Origin of the sequence: Novosphingobium sp. YAF33, assembly GCF_052113265.1 — a bacterium.
Classification (GTDB): Bacteria; Pseudomonadota; Alphaproteobacteria; order Sphingomonadales; family Sphingomonadaceae; genus Novosphingobium.
This window is the reverse complement of the sequence record NZ_JBFRCW010000016.1, coordinates 66,034-82,933: the sequence shown is the minus strand read 5'-3', so window position 1 is coordinate 82,933 and position 16,900 is coordinate 66,034. Positions and strand designations below refer to the sequence as shown.

Here is a 16,900-nt window from a genome sequence, read left to right as displayed (position 1 = left end):
GGTCAAACCTCCAACTGGATCTGGTCGGGATGCTCGGGCGAGCCCATCGCGTAGGCCGCGCGTGCGAGCTTTTGCTGCGAGAGTTCCATAGCGCGCCTGTCCACAGCCGGATCTTCGGCTTCCGCTTCGAACCCGAGCTCATCGATACGGACCTGCGCCGCCGGCCCGGTGAGGGGAATGTTCAGTTCGAGTTGCTGGGCGTGCGCTCGGGCACCGCCGGTATCGTCGGACTGCTGCTTCTCTCCCTTGCCGGGCGTGCGCGGCAGCTCCGGTGCCGGTCCGGCGATCATCGATGCCAAGCGTAAGTCGCTGTCCCTGACCCGGTCCTGCCAGTCGTCGGGCCGCGGGGGAGGCGCGTCGTGATAGGCGCCCTTCGAAAGCTGCGGCGCCGGCAGCATGCGCTCGGAGAACACCGCCTCCTCGAAATAGCGAAGCTTGGCCGCGCGAACCGGGGGCATGCCGGAGGCAAGCACCAGTTCGTCACTCGCAGGCAGCTGCATGACTTCACCGGGCGTAAGCAGCGGCCGGGCCGTCTCCTGGCGGCTGACCATGACATGGGATAGCCAGGGAGCCAGGCGGTGGCCTGCGTAATTGCGCATCGAGCGTTGTTCGGTCGCAGTGCCGAGAGCGTCGGACAGCCGCTTGGCGGTCCGCTCATCGTTCGTCGCGAAGGCCACGCGGATATGACAATTATCCAGGATCGAATTGTGTTCGCCGTAGGCCTTCTCGATCTGGTTCAGACTCTGGGCGATGAGAAAGGCCCGCACTCCATAGCCTGCAAGGAAGGCTAGGCTGGTCTCGAAGAAGTCGAGCCGCCCAAGCGCCGGAAACTCATCGAGCATCATGAGTAGCTTGTGCCGCCGCGAACCGCCGTTTCCTCCGGCGCCGTGATCGTAAAGCTCCTCGGTCAACCGCCGACCGATCTGATTGAGAATGAGTCGGATCAGCGGCTTGGTCCGGCTGATGTCCGAAGGTGGAACGACCAGGTAAAGCGAAGCGGGATGCTTGCCCTCGACCAGATCGGCAATGCGCCAGTCGGAAACCGCCGTAACGGCGGAGACGGTGGGGTCACGGTAAAGCCCGAGAAACGACATGGCGGTCGAGAGCACGCCGGAGCGCTCATTGACCGACTTGTTAAGGACCTCCCGCGCGGCCGAGGCGACCACAGGGTGGACCATGGGGCATTCCGGCGTGCCGATGTGATTGACCGACATCATCGCATGCAGCGTCTTCTCGAAGTCTCGGCCCGGATCGGACAGGAACTTTGCGACACCGGACAGCGTCTTGTCCTCTTCCGCGTAGAGCACGTGAAGGATCGCGCCGACGAGCAGCGCATGGCTGGTCTTTTCCCAGTGGTTGCGGCGCTCCAGGGCTCCTTCGGGATCGACCAGGATGTCGGCAATGTTCTGGACATCGCGCACCTCATGCTCGCCGCGGCGCACTTCCAGGAGCGGATTGTAGCAGGCGGAGAGCGGGTCGGTCGGATTGAACAGCAGGCAGTGCGAAAAGCGGGAGCGCCAGCCGGCGGTCAAATTCCAGTTCTCTCCCTTGATGTCGTGTATTACGGCCGAGCCAAGCCAACTGAGCAGCGTCGGCACCACAAGGCCAACACCTTTGCCCGAGCGGGTCGGCGCAAAAGCCATGACGTGCTCCGGACCATCGTGCCGCAGATAGTCTCCGCCGACCCGGCCAAGGAATACACCGTGTCCGGCAAGGAGCCCCCCTTTGCGAAGATCGATCCGGTCGGCCCAGCGGGCCGAACCATAAGTGGTGACATTGCGCTGCTGTCGGGCGCGCCAGACCGATCCGAAGATCGCGGCGCCGCAACCGACCAGCCCGCTCGAGGCGGCCATACTCCCGGCTTCATCGAAGACGACAGGAGCGTAGGCATCGAACTGGAACCACCAGATGAACAGCGCCCAAGGTTCGTAGACCCGCCAGCTTCCAAGGTGAAACCACGGCTGGCCAAGTTCAGGCTGGTAGGAGAGCTCAGCCGCCGCCCATTGGGTCGCGGACCAAACGCCGAACAGGACAATACCGAACACCACCAGCATCTGGCTGACGAGAAGTTTGGTTGGGGTCATGAAAGCCTCCGCCCTTCGCGGCGATGGCCGCAGGAGCTGTGCTTACAATCCCGAAATTTCAAATCTGCGGACAGAGCCTGTCTGAGGCACCCAGGTACGTTTTTGCGGCAACTCAGGTTCGCTTTTCGTCTTCAAGGCGCGGGAATGATGCGAATCGATTCCCACCCATTCACGGCATCCACCAGCGAGATATTCGGGCAGCGATCGGCGCCGAGGCTGCGAAGGGCTGGATGAAAATGATCGCGAACAACGACTGGTCACCAAGGTCGTTCGAGCAATTCCGCCCTGGGTTTCGATCTTTCCTGTCCCCCAGGTGATGAACGCATCGACACGGCAGGCACCTCAAGGGCCGCCGGGCGTTTCCCACCGCGTGACATATCAATAAATAAGACAGAGGTTTGCAACCCAGCAATGCCGAAGGGAGCAGTCATGATACCCTCGCCCGTTCGCCGTCTCTGCGCTGCGTTCCTGGTCCTTTCCTTGTGTGCGAACGGCGGCCCGCCCACCCCCGCCGATCAATATGGCGACCTGTTCACCGCGGTCCAGGAGCAGCGGATCTTCGGCGACGGCAAGACCTTCGTCGACGCGGCGCCCCGGACGGCGCCGGCGGAGATCATGCGACTGTTCGCTACCGAGGCGCCGAAGACCAAAGCCGAGCTGCGGCGTTTCGTTCTGGGGCATTTCACCGTCCCCGGCGTGAACGACAAGGCGAACGCGTCGCTTCGTGTGCATGTCAGAGGACTGTGGCCGCAACTGATGCGCGATGATGCAACGTCCACACGGATCGAGAATTCCTCGTTGATCCGCGTTTCACACCCTTATGTGGTACCCGGCGGACGCTTTCGGGAATCCTACTATTGGGATTCCTACTTTACCATGCTCGGTCTGAAGGCGGACGGCCGCGCCGATCTTCTCGAGAGCATGCTCGAGAATTTCACCGACATCGTTGAGCGCTTCGGCCACATTCCGAATGGCACGCGAACCTATTATCTAAGCCGCTCGCAGCCGCCCTTTTTCGCTCTCATGCTCGACCTGTCCGAACAAAAGGATCCGGCGATCCGTGCGCGCCGCCTTGCCGCGCTGCGCCGTGAACATGCCTACTGGATGGCCGGCGAGACCTGCGTACGCGAAACGAAACAGCCCTGCGAACGCGTCGTGCCGATGCCGGACGGTAGTTTGCTGAACCGCTACTGGGACGATCGTGATACGCCGAGGGAAGAGTCTTTCGCCGAAGACCGTGACACAGCCGCCCAGGCTACCGCTCGCCCGGCTGAGACGATCTATCGTGACCTGCGCGCAGGTGCGGAAAGCGGGTGGGATTTCAGTTCACTTTTTCTGGCCGATCCGCAGGACCTGTCGACGATTCGGACGACCATGATAGTCCCGGTCGACCTCAACGCGCTGCTTTGGGTCATGGAAACCCGTATCGCCGATGGCTGCCGTCAGGTCGCGGATACGCGTTGCCGGATCGAATTCACCCGGCGGGCAGACCAGCGAAAGGCGTCCGTCGACCGCCACCTCTGGGTCAGCAGAGAGAGACGCTACGCCGATTGGTCGCTGATGGACCGCAAGCTCACGTGGGTGGTCTCCAGCGCAACTCTCTTCCCGCTGTTCGTCGGCATGGCATCTTCCGCTCAAGGCAAAGCGGTTGCCGACACGACGCGGGTCGAGCTGATTGCACCGGGCGGCCTGCGCACCACAAGGCTGCGGACGGGCCAGCAGTGGGATGCGCCGAACGGCTGGGCTCCGCTCCAGTGGGTCGCTATCGACGGCCTCGAACGCTACGACCAGAAGGATCTGGCGCACGATATTGCCAAACGCTGGATCCAGACAGTGGATGTGACCTACCGCGAGAACGGCAAGATGCTGGAAAAATACGATGTCGAGGAAAGACGGGCCGGCGGCGGCGGCGAATATCCCCTGCAAGACGGCTTCGGATGGACCAACGGCGTGACCAGTGCCATCCTGGAGCGGATGCCGGAGCTCGACCCGCGCTGAGGGGCTAAGTACTGCAGCCGCGTTCGCCGGTCTTCCTTTTCCCGTTCTGCCTGCCCGAACAGGCTCTAGGATATCTCCGGCCCTGCCCGGCCCCTCCCGAATTGCCAACTTATGCCGCTCTCGCGCATGATGCCGACCGCCTGCTGACCGAGCTGTTTCTCCAGCACCGGTCTCCAGGGGACAAGCGTAAATTCATGGCTCTTCTCGATCAGGGCATATGAGCCGGAGATCCCCCCGACCCGCCGCGCCACGCTGCCCTCGATCCAATCCCCGCGGCGTGTCTCTGCAAATCCCTTGCCCAGCTCATCCGAAAGCCCCGCCGCGATCCGCAGCAGCTCCCGTCGTTGAAGGGACGCCAAGGCGTTCTGCCTCAGCGCGAAGCTTTCTCCGTCCCCGTCGGCCAATCGCTGTTCGACCAGCCATTGCCGGCGCGCCGTCACGGCAGCACGCACTTCGCCGCCAAATCCGCCGTCCCGGACGTTGAGCCCGGATGGCGATGCCAATTCGCGATCGACCCAGCTGGCACCTTCGACGCCGATCAGCTTGTCGACAGGTAGAGCCGAGAGTACTTCGACGTCGACAGGACGATCCTGAACGAGCCGGTGCTCGAAGCGCTTCACCTGCTGCAAATGCTCCGGTGAAATGCGCCAGGTGCCGTCAGCCTCGCGCTCGATATCAACGCGCGCCCGCCGCATGGCCTCGAGACGCCTCACATGGGTCTCGGCGAACGCATCACTGACGCGGGGATCATGCCGCCTGTGCAAATCTGCGGAATAGCGCCCGGCATTCGCCTGCGCCACTTCCAGCACCGTTTGATCGATCGCCCTTACTGCAGGCAGACGAGGAACGATGCGGACCGTTGCCTTCGCGGGTACCGGATCGACAGCGGATGCAGCGCCGATATCCACATAATGCGCTCGGCCGTCGACGCCGTCGATCACCAGAAAATGACGGTCGCGGTGTTCGTCGGATAGGCCACGGGTCACGACCCTTCCCACAAGCGGTCCATTCTCCGGCAGGAAAATGCTCTGCTCGGGGCGATCAAGCCGGGCGCGGGACATTTCGCGCTGCATCTGGCGGATGATGTCCCCGCGCTCAGCCATAGTTCGGAGAGTTGCCTCGATGTCCTCGCCAAGCTGCCATCGGCCGCTCCCCCGATCATCCGCCAGCCCCATGCGCTGCAGGGTGCGAAGACGCCCGACTTCCAGAGAATGAAACACTGGGTCGGCAGCACTCGGCGCGAGGACATGCTCCTCGTTCATCCGGCTGATCAGTCGGCGATCAAGACTGGTGAGCCGTTCCTGCTCGACTTCCATGCGAAGCCGCGTTTGGATTTCGTGTTCGCTACGGGGACCAAGTTCAAGCGAAACGATCTCGGCAGCGCGCTCGCGAAATCCGTGGGCAATATACTCCCTGGCGATCACAAGATCGCGCGCCTGATCGTCGATGCCGCGCAGCACGACGTGGGTATGGGGATGGCCGGTATTGAAGTGATCGACGGCAACCCAGTCCAGCTTCGTACCGAGGTCATCGCCGACCTGCTCCATCAGGCGCCGAATGACCGGTTTGAGGTCCTCGAACCGGTCACCGTCTTCGGCCGAAACGATGAAGCGGAATTGATGCCGATCCCCCCTGCTGCGCTCGAGAAAATCCTTCCCGTCGACACGCTCGTTTTCGGGACCATAAAGCTCTCCGGGTTTCCCTTCCCGGGTCACCCCATCCCGCTGTATGTAATGAAGGTGGGCCCGGGCCGCTCCAAGCCCCTTGCCGCGCAGCGCCCCGAGCCGGGTCTTGACCACGACGCGCCGCGACCGATTGCCACCTAGCCTGTCACGTGCCGACAACAGCCGTCCTGTCGCTGCGCCGCGACCGATCCTGCTTCCATCGAAACCCCGCGACCTCGATCCCCGGCCCTTTCCGAGCACGCCGGCAGCCTGTGCGACACGCGTGGCATAGCGATCAGGCGCCTTCCCGCCGGTACCGCGCTGCCGGCCGAGCCTGGGCTCGAAATCGTCGTCTTTCGCCATTTCAACGCCTCCGAACCGGAATGCTCCGAACACGCTATGGGGGAGGCGCATGCCTCCGTCTAAGGTGATGTGCAGACACGAGAAAAGCAGTGCCGAGAGGCATTGCTTCTATCTTGCACTCCGCCCCCCGACCTGCCGAATTCCGCGCGACCCTGAAAAACGGGAGCTGCAAACACAACACAGCCCCTCTCGCTTCTTGCTTCCGCACCAGCAACACCACGCGTTACGCACTCAGGGCACATCCCGCCGGATGGCAAAGAGCGGGTCAATTCCGGTGTCTTCGACAGCCTCTCGCATTTCCCGAAGCTGCTCGAAGGCCAATCCATCTGCAGAAATCTGAGCGGGTTTTCGTTCTAACGGTTCAATCCTGGGACCGGTTATTTCCGCAAGATAGGCTACCGTTTCGCGGGGAAGTGGTCGCCCGGCGAGGTACTGTTCATAGCGCCTCGGACCGGCGTTATAGGCCGCGAAAAGGCCTGGATAACCAAAACGGTCGTACAGGAGGCGCAGGTAAAAGGTGCCCGCCAGAATGTTGTCGCGCGGATTGTCCGGATCGCTGCCGAGCGCAAGCCGATCGCGCATTTCTGCCCATGTCCCCGGCATAAGCTGCATGAGGCCGATCGCACCTTTCGGACTCCGGATCGGGCGGCCGGAAAGCCGGGTTCTGCCCCGGCTTTCCGCGCGCATCACCCGCTCGATCCAGCTGGCGGGCACACCGAAGCGATAAGAGGCCTCTGAAATCTGAGGCCGCCATCGCTCCACTTCGTCCGCCTGGAGCGGAACGGCGGCGAGCAGCGCGACAAGGGCCGCCCCCGCACCGATCATGTGCTTCAGCGGGCCCATATCAGCCTCGCAGGACCGATGATATCCGACGCCCTCGTCACCCCGAAATAGCGGCCATCGAACGATTTGGGGTGCTCAGCCATGAGCAGGAAATACTCATCGCCATGAAGCTGCCGGCACCCTTCCCACCATGGCAGGAGTCGACCGTTCCCATCCCGTTTCAGCCGTTGGACAAGCGGTTTGCCGTTCACAAAGAGACGCGGACCGAGCGCGCAGATTTCCTGACCCGGACCAGCAGCGATACGCTTCACGAGCGGAACCCGTTTGGGCAGATAGCGCCGGGCAGCGGCGAAGCCGCGCCAGGAGCCGGGCAGTCTCGCGATCACGGTTTCGCCGGGGCTGAATTGCCCTCCGGGCTCCACGAGATAGAGGCCTAACGGCGCGCTGGAACTTGCATTCCAGACAAGGCGTGGGTCCGCAGGAAAAGCCAGCGTGATACTGACCAAGCTGAGGGCTGCGCCTGCTGACACTAGAATTCGCCGGTTCCGATTGCGGCGCTGTCGAGCCTTGCGGAGTACGTCGCCGAAGGCGCGCAAGGGCGCCTCGGTTACAGAAGTCCGGTTCATGTTCATCGCCGGAACGCCGTGCCAGAATTGGCCTCGCTCCAGGCATCGAGATCGTCGATGTGGTACTGGACGAACCGGCAGTGGAACCTGAAGATCGGACCGCCACCGTTGCGGCGCAGCTGCCTCAAAAGGCGGTTCGATATCTTGAGGTACGCGGCCGCCTGATCGGTATTCAGGAAGGGCGAACCGCTCTTCGCGCGCTGCGCCCTGTCGATCTCGTGAGATCTTTCCATGATGTCCCTGTCTCTTTTTGCGGGGCGGCACCGTGCCGCCCGCGAGGGACATTCGATCTGAGGCAGAACCCGGCGGTCAGGCAGGGTCGGAAATGGCTATAGCCGATTCCGACCCCCATCCGGGAACACGCGGCAGGCGTGAAGCTGTTGGTGCTGTCGATCGGGCATTGCGTAGAGCGGATCGCGCGCATGAAAGCTCAGCCGAGCGCTGAATCGGCGGCGAAAAGGATCTTGTTTGGCGAGCATCACCGCCTCAGCGGACACATCATCTTGCCACCGGGCTACGCTTGATCACAGTCCTACAAGTGATCTCGTGATCAGCGCCCTACTTGCCGCCAAGCCGGCGCTCGGCGACCGCTTTAACCTCGGTCTGAAGCGCTTCGACCCGCTCCAGAAGCCACTCGAGCTCGACATCGCGCATCACGTAATGGGGAGAATAGCGGCCTTTCACATAGGCCTGTTGCAGCAACTCGTAGCACCGACGGGCAAACTTGGTATCGCGCGGCCATACGGTGATCAGATCACGTGAAATGTCCTCCGCGCGGTTGCGCAGAAAATTGATGTTGTGAGATTTGGGAGAGTACAGTTTTAGCACAAGCATGACCATGTGATAGAAATGCTCGGTCGCTTGATGCAGCTGAAAAGCAGCTTGATTATGCCAGCCCATTTCTGCACCCATTTTACCAAAAGCGAGGAACCGGCTTCCGCTTTCAAACCACTGCCTATAGTAATTCTCGGCCTCGACATGCGCGAGGCCGGTGTCGAGCGGCTTGGGGGCTTCGAACTGTTCGGCGGCAAGTTCGTAGAGCACGATGCCCTCGCGCACGACATCTACAAAGAAGGGACGCCCGCGCGACAGCTGGAAGTTCACGTCCTTCATCGAATGGACGACCAGACCGACCGGGGCGGACAGCCGTTTGGCGATATCGTATTCGCGGTTGAGGTGATCCTTGGCCCTGCCCCAATATTCTGCCTCGTCGGCGAGGCGCTTGTCGTTGACGACGACGAGAATGTCGTAGTCGGAGAAGTAGCCGCCGACCGGATCGGACACCCAGTCGCCGCGCGCATAGGAGCCGTATAGGATCACTTTCATGATCCGACCCTGGCGCTTCCACCCCTGGGTGGCGAGCGCCAGAACGTCCTCGAATTCGGCAAAGATGATCTCGACCACGCGCTTCAGATCGGCGCGTTTCTGCTCCGGCAAATGGTCGAGATCGGTCTTCATAATCAGCTGATTCTAGACTAGTTTCGGCAAGGAACAACCGTTCTGTCGACCCTGTCTCCAGATGACGGGGCGAGCGCTTGTCTTGCCGCCGAACGCCGCGAAACCCCGCGCCCGGAGGCGCGGGGGGCGGGACCTTCAGTCCGCTGGGTTCCAGATGATGGCGAAGCTGTCTTCATCGTCCCGGCCGGCGGCGCGGCCAAGGTTGGCGTAGAGCCGCCGGGGCCCGAATTCCGGAGCGGCAAGGCTCAGCGAAACGTAGTCGTTGCCGGAAGCTTCGCTGCGGCGGATCCAGCCTGCCCCGACTTCGGCGCCGCCGCAGGTGACGCGGTAATCGGGCTGGGTGTCGCCGGACTTGGCGGCGTTGGGGGTGATCTCGATCTCGGTGCGGATAGAGAGGGTGCGCAGCTGGCCCTTGAAGCTGCGGCCGTCGCGGGTGACATATCCGATTGCGGGCATCTTTCGTCTCCTTGAAGCATTCGCCGCAGAGCCATTTCCGGGCGATGGGCAGACCTTCGGGAACGGTCGCAGCGGGCATCCGAACCGCCAGGCCGCAGCGTCAGCGAAGGACCGGAAGACAAGGCCTTATTTGGAGCGAAGCGGCCGCGAGGAGCCTGCCGCAAGGCAGGCGGGGAAATAAGGACCGGGTCGATGGTTTTGGAAGACCGCGACCGTTCCAGGTCGATGCCCCTCCAGCCGGAAATGGCTCCGCAGTGATGTGCTTTTCTCAGGAGACGGACTTGTCCGCTTGGATATGTCAGCCGCGACGGCCGCAGCCTCGATGCCGGAACTGACGCTCACTCTCTGTCCGCACCGAGATGGAAATCGTCCTGTCACGCCAGGTCCGACGACAAGCTTGCCGCCCTACCCGGACCGCATGTCGCGCAAGACGTCTAAGGCAGGCTGGATCCACCGCAGCGACGCCTTGTCCCGACGGTTGCCAACTCGAGCCCTGCCGCCCCGGATTCGGGCATTGCGGTTCGTCCAGCTACTTCATGCGCCGCCGGACGGGACGATGAAGACGCGTTTGCCCGCACCGTCCGGTGGACCGAAGGTTCTTCTCCCGCGCCCTCGGGCACGGGGTTCCGCCGCGAAGACCGGGCGTTCAGTCGGCCAGCACTTCCTCGGGCGGCAGCGGATCGGGCGCGCCGTTCGCCAGGTAATCGCGCACGATGTCCGCGGCGGCGAGCGGCGTCAGCCGCTCGGGAGCGTGGGCGAGATCGCCCAGCGGCCACCATCGGAGTGCGGTCACGAACCGCGCCTCGCGGGGATCCAGCATCCGGGCATCGAACCGCCCGACCGGCACGATGCGGTACTCCTCGCGCTGGGAAAGCCGCCTGCCATCCCAGTCGAACGTATGGTGGCGCAGCCAGACCACCGGACCGGGCTGGCAACGCACGAGACCGAGTTCCTCGCGCAGTTCGCGCCGCAGGGCATCTACAGGGTCCTCGCCCGGCCCGATGCCGCCGCCCGGCATGACCCAGAACGCTGCGTCAACCGGCGGCTGGATCCGGATCAGCAGCACTTTTTGATCCGGGGTAAGCAGAACGGCGCGCACCGCACGCCGCTCCGTCACTGCACCAGGGAACGCATCGTCATCCATGTCCTGGTCCGTGTCACTTGAGGGCGTGCAGCGCAATCGGCAGATGAGCCCGGGCCGACCATCCGCGCCCGTGCGCCGCAAGCTGCGCGGGCGCGCGAAAAATCTCCCCCTTCCGCGCCGGGCAGTTGACCATCATCTGACTGCTGCAAGTGATCCGATCCACCGGCTCGCAATCGCTCAAACAAACCGGCTCCCCGCAATCGCAAAGCCCGGCAGGCCCTTAAAGGTCCTGCCGGGCTTTTGCCGGATTATGCGGCCCGTCGGGCGTTCAGCTGATCCGGAGCCGAGCTGTCATCACAAGCTACTCGGCTGGGCATGGGCACGCCCACCGGATCATCGCCCGGACTGAAGCTTTCGCCAGCAACAGTTTCCCCGGCTGCTTCTTCCGGTTCGCTCATCTGGGCCATGGCCCGGGCATGGGCGTCTACCGTGCCGACGCCGCCACGCGAGGTATAGGCAGTCGGCGGGAAGGCCATCCAGCGCGGCACCCAGCCCTCCTGTTTCGTCCGGCCGCCTTCGCCTGCGAGATGCGCGCGGATGATCGCCTTGAGCGTCTTGCCAGTCTCGCGGGCGTTCGCGGAGGCGACCTGTTCGCCCGCCACTTCCGCGACCATCGCGAGCAGCACCTCGCGGTCGCGCAAGCCCTCGAGGAAGGCATCGTCCGCCTCCCACCAGTCGGCCATCGATAGGCCAAGCATGGTGCCAAGCGCCTCGATTTCCGGAGTACCGGCGGCCAGGGTCTCGCCCATCACGAGAGCGAGGATATCGAGCACTTCGGCATCGGGAAGCGGTACGAGACGCGCGAGCAGGCCGCAGATATTCCGGCCTGGTGCGCCGTAACCATACCCGCTGGCGGTGACTGTCGCATCTTCGGCGTCCAGACCCAGCCTGGCGAGAACCTCGCGCCGCCGCGCGTCGAACACCGCCTCGGCGCGGCTTTCATCAAGGCTTTGCCGGACAGCATCGCTCTTCACCGCTTGCCGCTCGGGCCGTACGCGCCACAGCGCCGACCCGGCGATCACGTGCGCAGCGATCAACCGCAGGGCGAGAGCCGGACTGCCGAGCAATTCGGTCCGCACGGCGGCATGGCGGTGGAGGTCGACATAGGTCTGGGTGAGCGAGGTGAGTTCGGCGCGCATCGGGCCAGTACCGCCGCCGCTGACGCCCTCGCCTTCGCCCTCCGGTCCTGCGTTCCCGCCCTTGGCGAGACGGGCCGCTTCCTTGCGCGAGAGATAGCCCTCGTGGACGACGACTTCGCCGTTCCCGCGCACATCGAGATAGACCCGCCCGCCCTTGCGCTTGGCGGTCTTCTCGTATTCCCAGGCGTGGAAATGCTCGTCCGGCGCAACGACGACGGCATCGGCCCAGCCTGCCTCGATCAATGCCGCCCGGCGCTCCGCGATGGCGGCGTTCTGCAAGGGCCAGAAGGCTTCGCTTTCCGCGAAATAGGCATCCTCCGCGAACAAATCGGACACGGTCGCAAGGCCGCTGGCCGCGACATCGAACAGCGCATGACCGGTCGAAATCGAGGCTCCCCCCATCAGCCACGATTTCAGCTGATGCCCGCGCGGGGCATAAGCATCGGGATCGTCCACCAACATGAGCCAGCTCTTCTGCTGGCTCTTGGAGGCCAGCGTCAGATGCCGGATGGTCGCGGCATCGATTTCCACTTGGCGGTACATCTCGCGGATGCGCGGGAGCAGGTTGCCGAGCGCAAGCGCGCGGCGCACGGCGAGGTCTGGCAGGCCGAAGGTCGCGCCGATCTCGGCAATGCTGCGCCCTTCCTTCACCAGCCGGGTGAAACAGGCCCAGCGCGAGACCTCATCGGGATCGAGCCGGGCGATGTTCTCGATCAGCGAGGCCTCGATGGCGCTGGCATCGTCCGCATCGTCGAGCACCGCGCAGGGCAACAGGACGATTTCGGGATCGGGCTCACCGCTTTGCGCTGACGCCGCCTGCCGCTCGGCAGCGATGATGCAGGCGGCATGGAAGCGCCTGCTTCCGGCAACGATCTCGTAATGCTGCGCGTCCCGGCGGGCATGCGCCTGCGGATCGGCGGCCCCGGCGGCGAGAGGTTCTCCCGGCGGTGCACAGGGCCGCACGAGGACCGGCTGGAGGACGCCGCGCGCCCGGACAGTGGGCAGGATGTCCGACACGTCGGGAGCCTTGCGGGCATGGCGCATGTTGGACTTGCTGACGGCAAGGTTGCCAAGGGCAATCAATTCGAGTCTCATGGATAGCACTCCTGATGTGAGTGCCGGTCCGTCCTTCAGGTGGAATGGTCGGACGGACCGGCTTTCAGATGGGCAGGAAAACGCCTGCCCGCGTCATCGGCCCCTCAGCGGGGCAGAAGGCGGATGGCCGACGCGTCCTCGCGAACGAGACGGCTCAACAGTTCGGCGGCATCGGGGATCGATCCTGCAAGGCGCGATGCCTCGGCCCAGACCGACAGGCGGTGCCGGGTGGTGAAGACGAGGTCGCGGGCGATCTTCATGCCGAGCGGCAGGTCGATGGCCTCGATCTCGCGCAGCGAGAATATGCCGAGTTCAGCGCAGCCCAGACCGAGGTCCGCGAGCCCATAGAGGGTATCGTCGTCGGGATAGATTTCGCTGACCAGCCAGACTGCGCGGCCCGTGGGATTGAACAGCCGTACCAGGGGAAACGGATCGAAGCGGGGGTTGCGCGCGCAGTGCTCGAAGTTCGCGGCGAGCAGCGCGCCGATGCCGGGAGACAGCAGGGTCATGACACCGCCCTCCCCGCATCGGTTCGCGAAGCCGGCTTCGTTCGTGCATTCCTGTCCTCCGAAACGGAGCCGGGACCTGCCACGATATCCTCCGCAACCTCGCCATCCGCTGCGGCATGGCGCGCCAGCAGCCAGTCCGAGGCCTTGCTGGCCATCGAGGCGGCACGGAAGATCGCGCGGGCATCCTCGCGAAGGACTTCCAGCCATGCGCCGATGTAATCGGCATGGCGCACGGTCGGAACGATGCCAAGCGAGGCGCAGAGGAAGGCTGAACCCATTTCCGCAACGAGTTCCTCGCGGGCATAGTCCTTCGACCCGAAGCCGTTCGTAAGATCCCGCCCCAGCCGGGACTTGTGGCCGGTGGCATGGGTCAGCTCATGGAGACAGGTGCGGTAGTAATTGACCTGATCGTGAAAGGCCTGTTGCGGCGGAACCTGCACAAAGTCGGCGCCGGGAGCATAGAAGGCCTTGTCGCCTCCTATCCGGAAATCAACGCCGCTCGCGGCAATGAGCGCCTCGGCCACCGGCACGATCTCGCGCTCGGGCACGGCGACCGGCTGCGGCATGATATCGTCCGGCAAACCCTCGCACTGCGCAACATTGAAAACGGTGAAGCGCTTGAGGAAAGCAACCAACCGCCCTTCGCCGCCGCTCTCCCGCGCCCGTTCCTTCTCGGTCTCCGGCGTGAACCGGTCGGCATAGACCACCTGTGTGCCATGCTCGCCCTTGCGCACGTTGCCGCCCGCCGCGATGGCCTGCCGGAACGTCAGCCAGCCGGGACGCTCCCAGCGGGAGGCAAGCGCCGAAGCCCAGAGCAGGAGGATATTGATCCCCGAGTGACTGCGCGAAGTCAGGGCATTGCGCGGCAGGCACGGGATAGCCCCACTTCCCCCCGCCCCGCCGCAAGCCGCACTGCTCCATGGCTGGACCCAAGGAATGCGCCCCGCTTCCAGCTCGGCAATGATCCGCGCCGTGACCTCGTCGTAGAGCGAGAGCCGCTTCTCCTGCTTCCCGCGCCTGCTCCGGCCATCACCACGGATTTCATTCCCGCGCTGGCCTTCCTGACGCCCCGCCCGGACCTCTGCGAGGTCACAGGCCGAACTCCCGACCTGTCCGGGACATGAAGGAATGCCGCCGGAGTTACGCGCAGGATTATCCCCATCATTATCCCCACCGTTATCCCCACCGTTATCCGCAAGGTTGTGGACCGGATTATGAGCAGGGTTATCCACACCGCCCCGGCCTCCCCGCCCCGGCTTACCTCGCGTCCGGCCCTCGGGCCCGAGAGCATCGGCTCTGCCCCCTTCCCTGCACCGGTCTGAACCGACAAAGCGATGAACCTGATCCTGTGGCCCCGCGCATTGCGCGACCTTGCGATTGCTGCGCATGTCTCACCTCCTGCACCGCCCGAAAACCCATCATGGGCCTCCCCCGAAAAGGCGGGGGGTGGGCGGCCCGGACGACCGACAGGGCCCGCATCAAGCGGCGCCTGCACCTGAAAGGCCGGAACGGATGTGGAGGAGCCGCGACGAAGGAGCGGCTTGCAGGGGCCGATGGCGGGCCCAGACGGTTGTCGAGCCCACACCCCGACTTGATCGGGAGAGGCTCACAAATGATGCCGCGCGCGGGCGCAGCCTGCGCGCGTCATCATCGAGGCGGGGCATGCCCCGCCGACCACCACTTCCGCCTTTTCGCGCCAGCGATCGAAACCGACAGGCCGAGACCCTCAAGGGGCTCGGTGCCTGCGCGCGGGCATCATGGGCGATCACCCCGCCCGCGCGCGGCATGGAGCGCGGTCAGGCCGAAGGCTTGAGGCGCCGTGGTTCGCATCCATAACGAAATCGTGCTGTCGCTGTCTTGCTTCCGACAGCCTTCATCACCCGACTATAGCTAGAGCCGGAACGCCTGACTCGGGGCCAGGACAATCGAGCCATTACGTCGGATAAAGTTCTCAGCCCTACCGGGCGATCACATCTTACGATTAACCGGGCGGTTCCACCCGATCAGACCCGCCCTCAGGCCCCGCTCCAACCGATTGGCCAAAGACAGCCCAGCTCCTCCCCCGCCGCCGAATGCGCACTATCACAGGATCAGGGCAAATCTGTGCTCACGACACGAATGCCGCCGGTTCCGGACGCCCCGGAGCCGGCGCTTCCTGTGAGAGAGCCGGAAGCAGAAGCTACAAGCGCGTCATGCTCGGCAAAGACGCGTTCAATCTCCGCACGCTTGTCGAAGATCATGCGCGCCACGCCGCTGGTCATGCCGCCCTCATCGCCAACCCGGCCAAGCATGGCGGCCAGGTCCTCCAGCGTCGCCTTTTCCAGACTGCTGTGAAGCCCGCCTTTCGAATCGCGATAGGCTACGCATTCAAACGCTATGATTCTGCTCCCGCATTTGGCACGAGGGAACAATCTCGCGAGGATGGGCGATGTTCCGGCGGATGCGGCAGACGCTTGCCGGGAAAAGGTCGTGCGCACCCACTGGAAGTGATCGAACAGAGCGCTAGCCGAAAAGGGCCGCACTATTCTCGCCCGCGCATCACCCGCCAGCGACCCGATTGGTTTAGCAGGTAGATACGAAAAGGCCGCCTCGCAGGAGAAGCGGCCCTGAGATCGGCCCGGGGTGCGTACGCCATCAAACTTGCAGGTTTCCAATATCCAGCACAGCTGGGTGTTGCCGTCTCGCCAGAGAAGAGCGCGACCRCAAGCAGTTCCACATTCGGCCGTCTGCCGAACTTAGACTGCGAACCCGGGAAACGTACAAGGATGGCCGCGACCCGACCGACTCAGATGCGGTCTTGGCTGGCACAGTTCAGCGTCAAAGTCGCCGTTTCGCTCAATGGCTTGAGGATAAGCCGTCGCAACAGACGCTGCGCCGCCCGCTGGAAGCTCCGCAGCAAAGATTGAAGGCTGCCTCAGCAAACCGTCTGCCGGTTTCGTTCGGCCTGCTTGTCTTCGGTAATGAGCGGATTTTCCTGGCGCCCCATGGTCCAGTTCTTCCCGAGACGAACCGTTGCGTTGGGTGCGCACCAGATCTCGCCCGAGCTATCAAGCGCGGTGACCCAGATGAGATTATGCTCCTGACCGTAGTCGATCATTCCGATCGCGTAACCGTCGCCCTTGCCTACGACGTGGAGCGGGATTGTGGGGTTGAGCTGCGTGAACATTGAAAGCCTCTGGATGGCTACGAAAGCGCCGGCGCACCGAAGTGCGCCGGCTCCTGTTCGGCTTATTCGGGCTTTCCGGTGCCCGGTTCGGACGTCTTGGGCGCCTTGCCGTCTTCGATGCGGCCTTCGTTGCGCAGATCGCGGCCTTCCTGGGCCTTGCGCTGGCCTTCCGGAGACTTGTCGTGCTCGTTCAGCTCTTCCTTGATGTAGCCTGCGGCTTCCTTCGCTTCGCCCTTGATACTCATCGTTCTCTCCTTTGTCGTTGCCGCGATTGCCCGCGGCGACAAGGTCTAAATCCTCCAAACCGAATTTGGCTCCGAAGTTCAAAAGGCCCCGTTCCGCGGTGGTTTCGCCCGCCGTAAAGCGACCGGAACGGCTACGCCTGTTGCTCAGCGCCACTCCATCGAGCCCGCAT

At 63.8% G+C, this 16,900-nt stretch carries 16 protein-coding genes; 2 read left to right on the top strand and 14 right to left on the bottom strand.

Annotation, left to right across the window (positions count from 1 at the left end; all coding sequences use genetic code 11):
• Positions 1-2: 2 nt before the first annotated feature.
• Positions 3-2,084 (bottom strand): conjugal transfer protein TraG, encoded by a 2,082-nt coding sequence (locus AB4Z00_RS23410; RefSeq protein ID WP_442047426.1) that lies wholly within the window; start codon positions 2,082-2,084, stop codon positions 3-5.
• Positions 2,085-2,513: 429 nt separating this feature from the next.
• Here AB4Z00_RS23410 and treF point away from each other — a divergent pair, with 429 nt between their 5' ends.
• Positions 2,514-4,082, top strand: a complete 1,569-nt coding sequence (treF, locus tag AB4Z00_RS23405; RefSeq protein WP_442047425.1) for an alpha,alpha-trehalase TreF — start codon at positions 2,514-2,516, stop codon at positions 4,080-4,082.
• Positions 4,083-4,147: 65 nt separating this feature from the next.
• On the opposite strand, the gene rlxS is transcribed toward treF, so the two are convergent.
• The 4 genes from rlxS to AB4Z00_RS23385 all read right to left on the bottom strand — a co-directional run bounded on the left by rlxS (position 4,148) and on the right by AB4Z00_RS23385 (position 7,751).
• Complete coding sequence (gene rlxS, locus AB4Z00_RS23400) at positions 4,148-6,109, bottom strand: relaxase/mobilization nuclease RlxS (protein ID WP_442047424.1); 1,962 nt, start codon at positions 6,107-6,109, stop codon at positions 4,148-4,150.
• 231 nt (positions 6,110-6,340) lie between these two features.
• A complete protein-coding gene (locus AB4Z00_RS23395) occupies positions 6,341-6,952 on the bottom strand; it encodes a lytic transglycosylase domain-containing protein (RefSeq protein WP_442047423.1) in 612 nt (203 codons plus the stop codon).
• A complete protein-coding gene (locus AB4Z00_RS23390) occupies positions 6,940-7,398 on the bottom strand; it encodes a S26 family signal peptidase (protein ID WP_442047422.1) in 459 nt (152 codons plus the stop codon). Before AB4Z00_RS23390 ends, AB4Z00_RS23395 begins: the two co-directional genes overlap by 13 nt.
• Before the next feature lie 122 nt (positions 7,399-7,520).
• Positions 7,521-7,751, bottom strand: a complete 231-nt coding sequence (locus AB4Z00_RS23385; protein WP_442047421.1) for a helix-turn-helix domain-containing protein — start codon at positions 7,749-7,751, stop codon at positions 7,521-7,523.
• 138 nt (positions 7,752-7,889) lie between these two features.
• On the opposite strand from AB4Z00_RS23385, the gene AB4Z00_RS23380 reads away from it, so the two are divergent.
• Positions 7,890-8,042, top strand: coding sequence for a hypothetical protein (locus AB4Z00_RS23380; protein WP_442047420.1), 153 nt, complete (start codon positions 7,890-7,892; stop codon positions 8,040-8,042).
• Positions 8,043-8,076: 34 nt separating this feature from the next.
• On the opposite strand, the gene AB4Z00_RS23375 is transcribed toward AB4Z00_RS23380, so the two are convergent.
• From AB4Z00_RS23375 to AB4Z00_RS23335, 9 genes are all read right to left on the bottom strand, one after another.
• Entirely contained in the window at positions 8,077-8,976 is a 900-nt protein-coding gene (locus AB4Z00_RS23375) for a HEPN domain-containing protein (protein ID WP_442047419.1), read from the bottom strand.
• A 135-nt stretch (positions 8,977-9,111) separates the two neighbouring features.
• A complete protein-coding gene (locus tag AB4Z00_RS23370; RefSeq protein ID WP_404916565.1) occupies positions 9,112-9,432 on the bottom strand; it encodes a DUF736 domain-containing protein in 321 nt (106 codons plus the stop codon).
• Positions 9,433-10,078: 646 nt separating this feature from the next.
• Positions 10,079-10,576 carry an NUDIX domain-containing protein gene (locus AB4Z00_RS23365; protein WP_442047418.1) on the bottom strand — a complete coding sequence of 166 codons (498 nt, stop codon included), beginning with the start codon at positions 10,574-10,576 and terminating at the stop codon, positions 10,079-10,081.
• A 248-nt stretch (positions 10,577-10,824) separates the two neighbouring features.
• Positions 10,825-12,810 (bottom strand): ParB/RepB/Spo0J family partition protein, encoded by a 1,986-nt coding sequence (locus tag AB4Z00_RS23360; RefSeq protein ID WP_442047417.1) that lies wholly within the window; start codon positions 12,808-12,810, stop codon positions 10,825-10,827.
• A gap of 104 nt (positions 12,811-12,914) precedes the next feature.
• The gene (locus AB4Z00_RS23355) at positions 12,915-13,319 is read right to left on the bottom strand and encodes a DUF2958 domain-containing protein (protein ID WP_442047416.1); all 405 of its coding nucleotides are present in this window, start codon (positions 13,317-13,319) and stop codon (positions 12,915-12,917) included.
• Positions 13,316-14,359: an ArdC family protein gene (locus AB4Z00_RS23350; protein WP_442047444.1), complete on the bottom strand. Its 1,044-nt coding sequence runs from the start codon at positions 14,357-14,359 to the stop codon at positions 13,316-13,318. Before AB4Z00_RS23350 ends, AB4Z00_RS23355 begins: the two co-directional genes overlap by 4 nt.
• A gap of 1,050 nt (positions 14,360-15,409) precedes the next feature.
• Positions 15,410-15,580, bottom strand: a complete 171-nt coding sequence (locus AB4Z00_RS23345; RefSeq protein ID WP_442047415.1) for a hypothetical protein — start codon at positions 15,578-15,580, stop codon at positions 15,410-15,412.
• 653 nt (positions 15,581-16,233) lie between these two features.
• The gene (locus tag AB4Z00_RS23340; protein ID WP_442047414.1) at positions 16,234-16,485 is read right to left on the bottom strand and encodes a hypothetical protein; all 252 of its coding nucleotides are present in this window, start codon (positions 16,483-16,485) and stop codon (positions 16,234-16,236) included.
• Positions 16,486-16,547: 62 nt separating this feature from the next.
• Positions 16,548-16,730 (bottom strand): hypothetical protein, encoded by a 183-nt coding sequence (locus tag AB4Z00_RS23335; RefSeq protein ID WP_442047413.1) that lies wholly within the window; start codon positions 16,728-16,730, stop codon positions 16,548-16,550.
• Between the last annotated feature and the right edge of the window lie 170 nt (positions 16,731-16,900).

Excerpts from the sequence above, each read along its gene's own strand:
- AB4Z00_RS23385 (WP_442047421.1), bottom strand. The coding sequence starts at position 7,751 with ATGGAAAGATCTCACGAGATCGACAGGGCGCAGCGCGCGAAGAGCGGT.
- AB4Z00_RS23370 (WP_404916565.1), bottom strand. The coding sequence starts at position 9,432 with ATGCCCGCAATCGGATATGTCACCCGCGACGGCCGCAGCTTCAAGGGC.
- AB4Z00_RS23340 (WP_442047414.1), bottom strand. The coding sequence starts at position 16,485 with ATGTTCACGCAGCTCAACCCCACAATCCCGCTCCACGTCGTAGGCAAG.
- AB4Z00_RS23355 (WP_442047416.1), bottom strand. The coding sequence starts at position 13,319 with ATGACCCTGCTGTCTCCCGGCATCGGCGCGCTGCTCGCCGCGAACTTC.
- rlxS (WP_442047424.1), bottom strand. The coding sequence starts at position 6,109 with ATGGCGAAAGACGACGATTTCGAGCCCAGGCTCGGCCGGCAGCGCGGT.
- AB4Z00_RS23360 (WP_442047417.1), bottom strand. The coding sequence starts at position 12,810 with ATGAGACTCGAATTGATTGCCCTTGGCAACCTTGCCGTCAGCAAGTCC.
- AB4Z00_RS23375 (WP_442047419.1), bottom strand. The coding sequence starts at position 8,976 with ATGAAGACCGATCTCGACCATTTGCCGGAGCAGAAACGCGCCGATCTG.
- AB4Z00_RS23410 (WP_442047426.1), bottom strand. The coding sequence starts at position 2,084 with ATGACCCCAACCAAACTTCTCGTCAGCCAGATGCTGGTGGTGTTCGGT.
- AB4Z00_RS23345 (WP_442047415.1), bottom strand. The coding sequence starts at position 15,580 with ATGACCAGCGGCGTGGCGCGCATGATCTTCGACAAGCGTGCGGAGATT.
- treF (WP_442047425.1), top strand. The coding sequence starts at position 2,514 with ATGATACCCTCGCCCGTTCGCCGTCTCTGCGCTGCGTTCCTGGTCCTT.
- AB4Z00_RS23335 (WP_442047413.1), bottom strand. The coding sequence starts at position 16,730 with ATGAGTATCAAGGGCGAAGCGAAGGAAGCCGCAGGCTACATCAAGGAA.
- AB4Z00_RS23365 (WP_442047418.1), bottom strand. The coding sequence starts at position 10,576 with ATGGATGACGATGCGTTCCCTGGTGCAGTGACGGAGCGGCGTGCGGTG.
- AB4Z00_RS23395 (WP_442047423.1), bottom strand. The coding sequence starts at position 6,952 with ATGGGCCCGCTGAAGCACATGATCGGTGCGGGGGCGGCCCTTGTCGCG.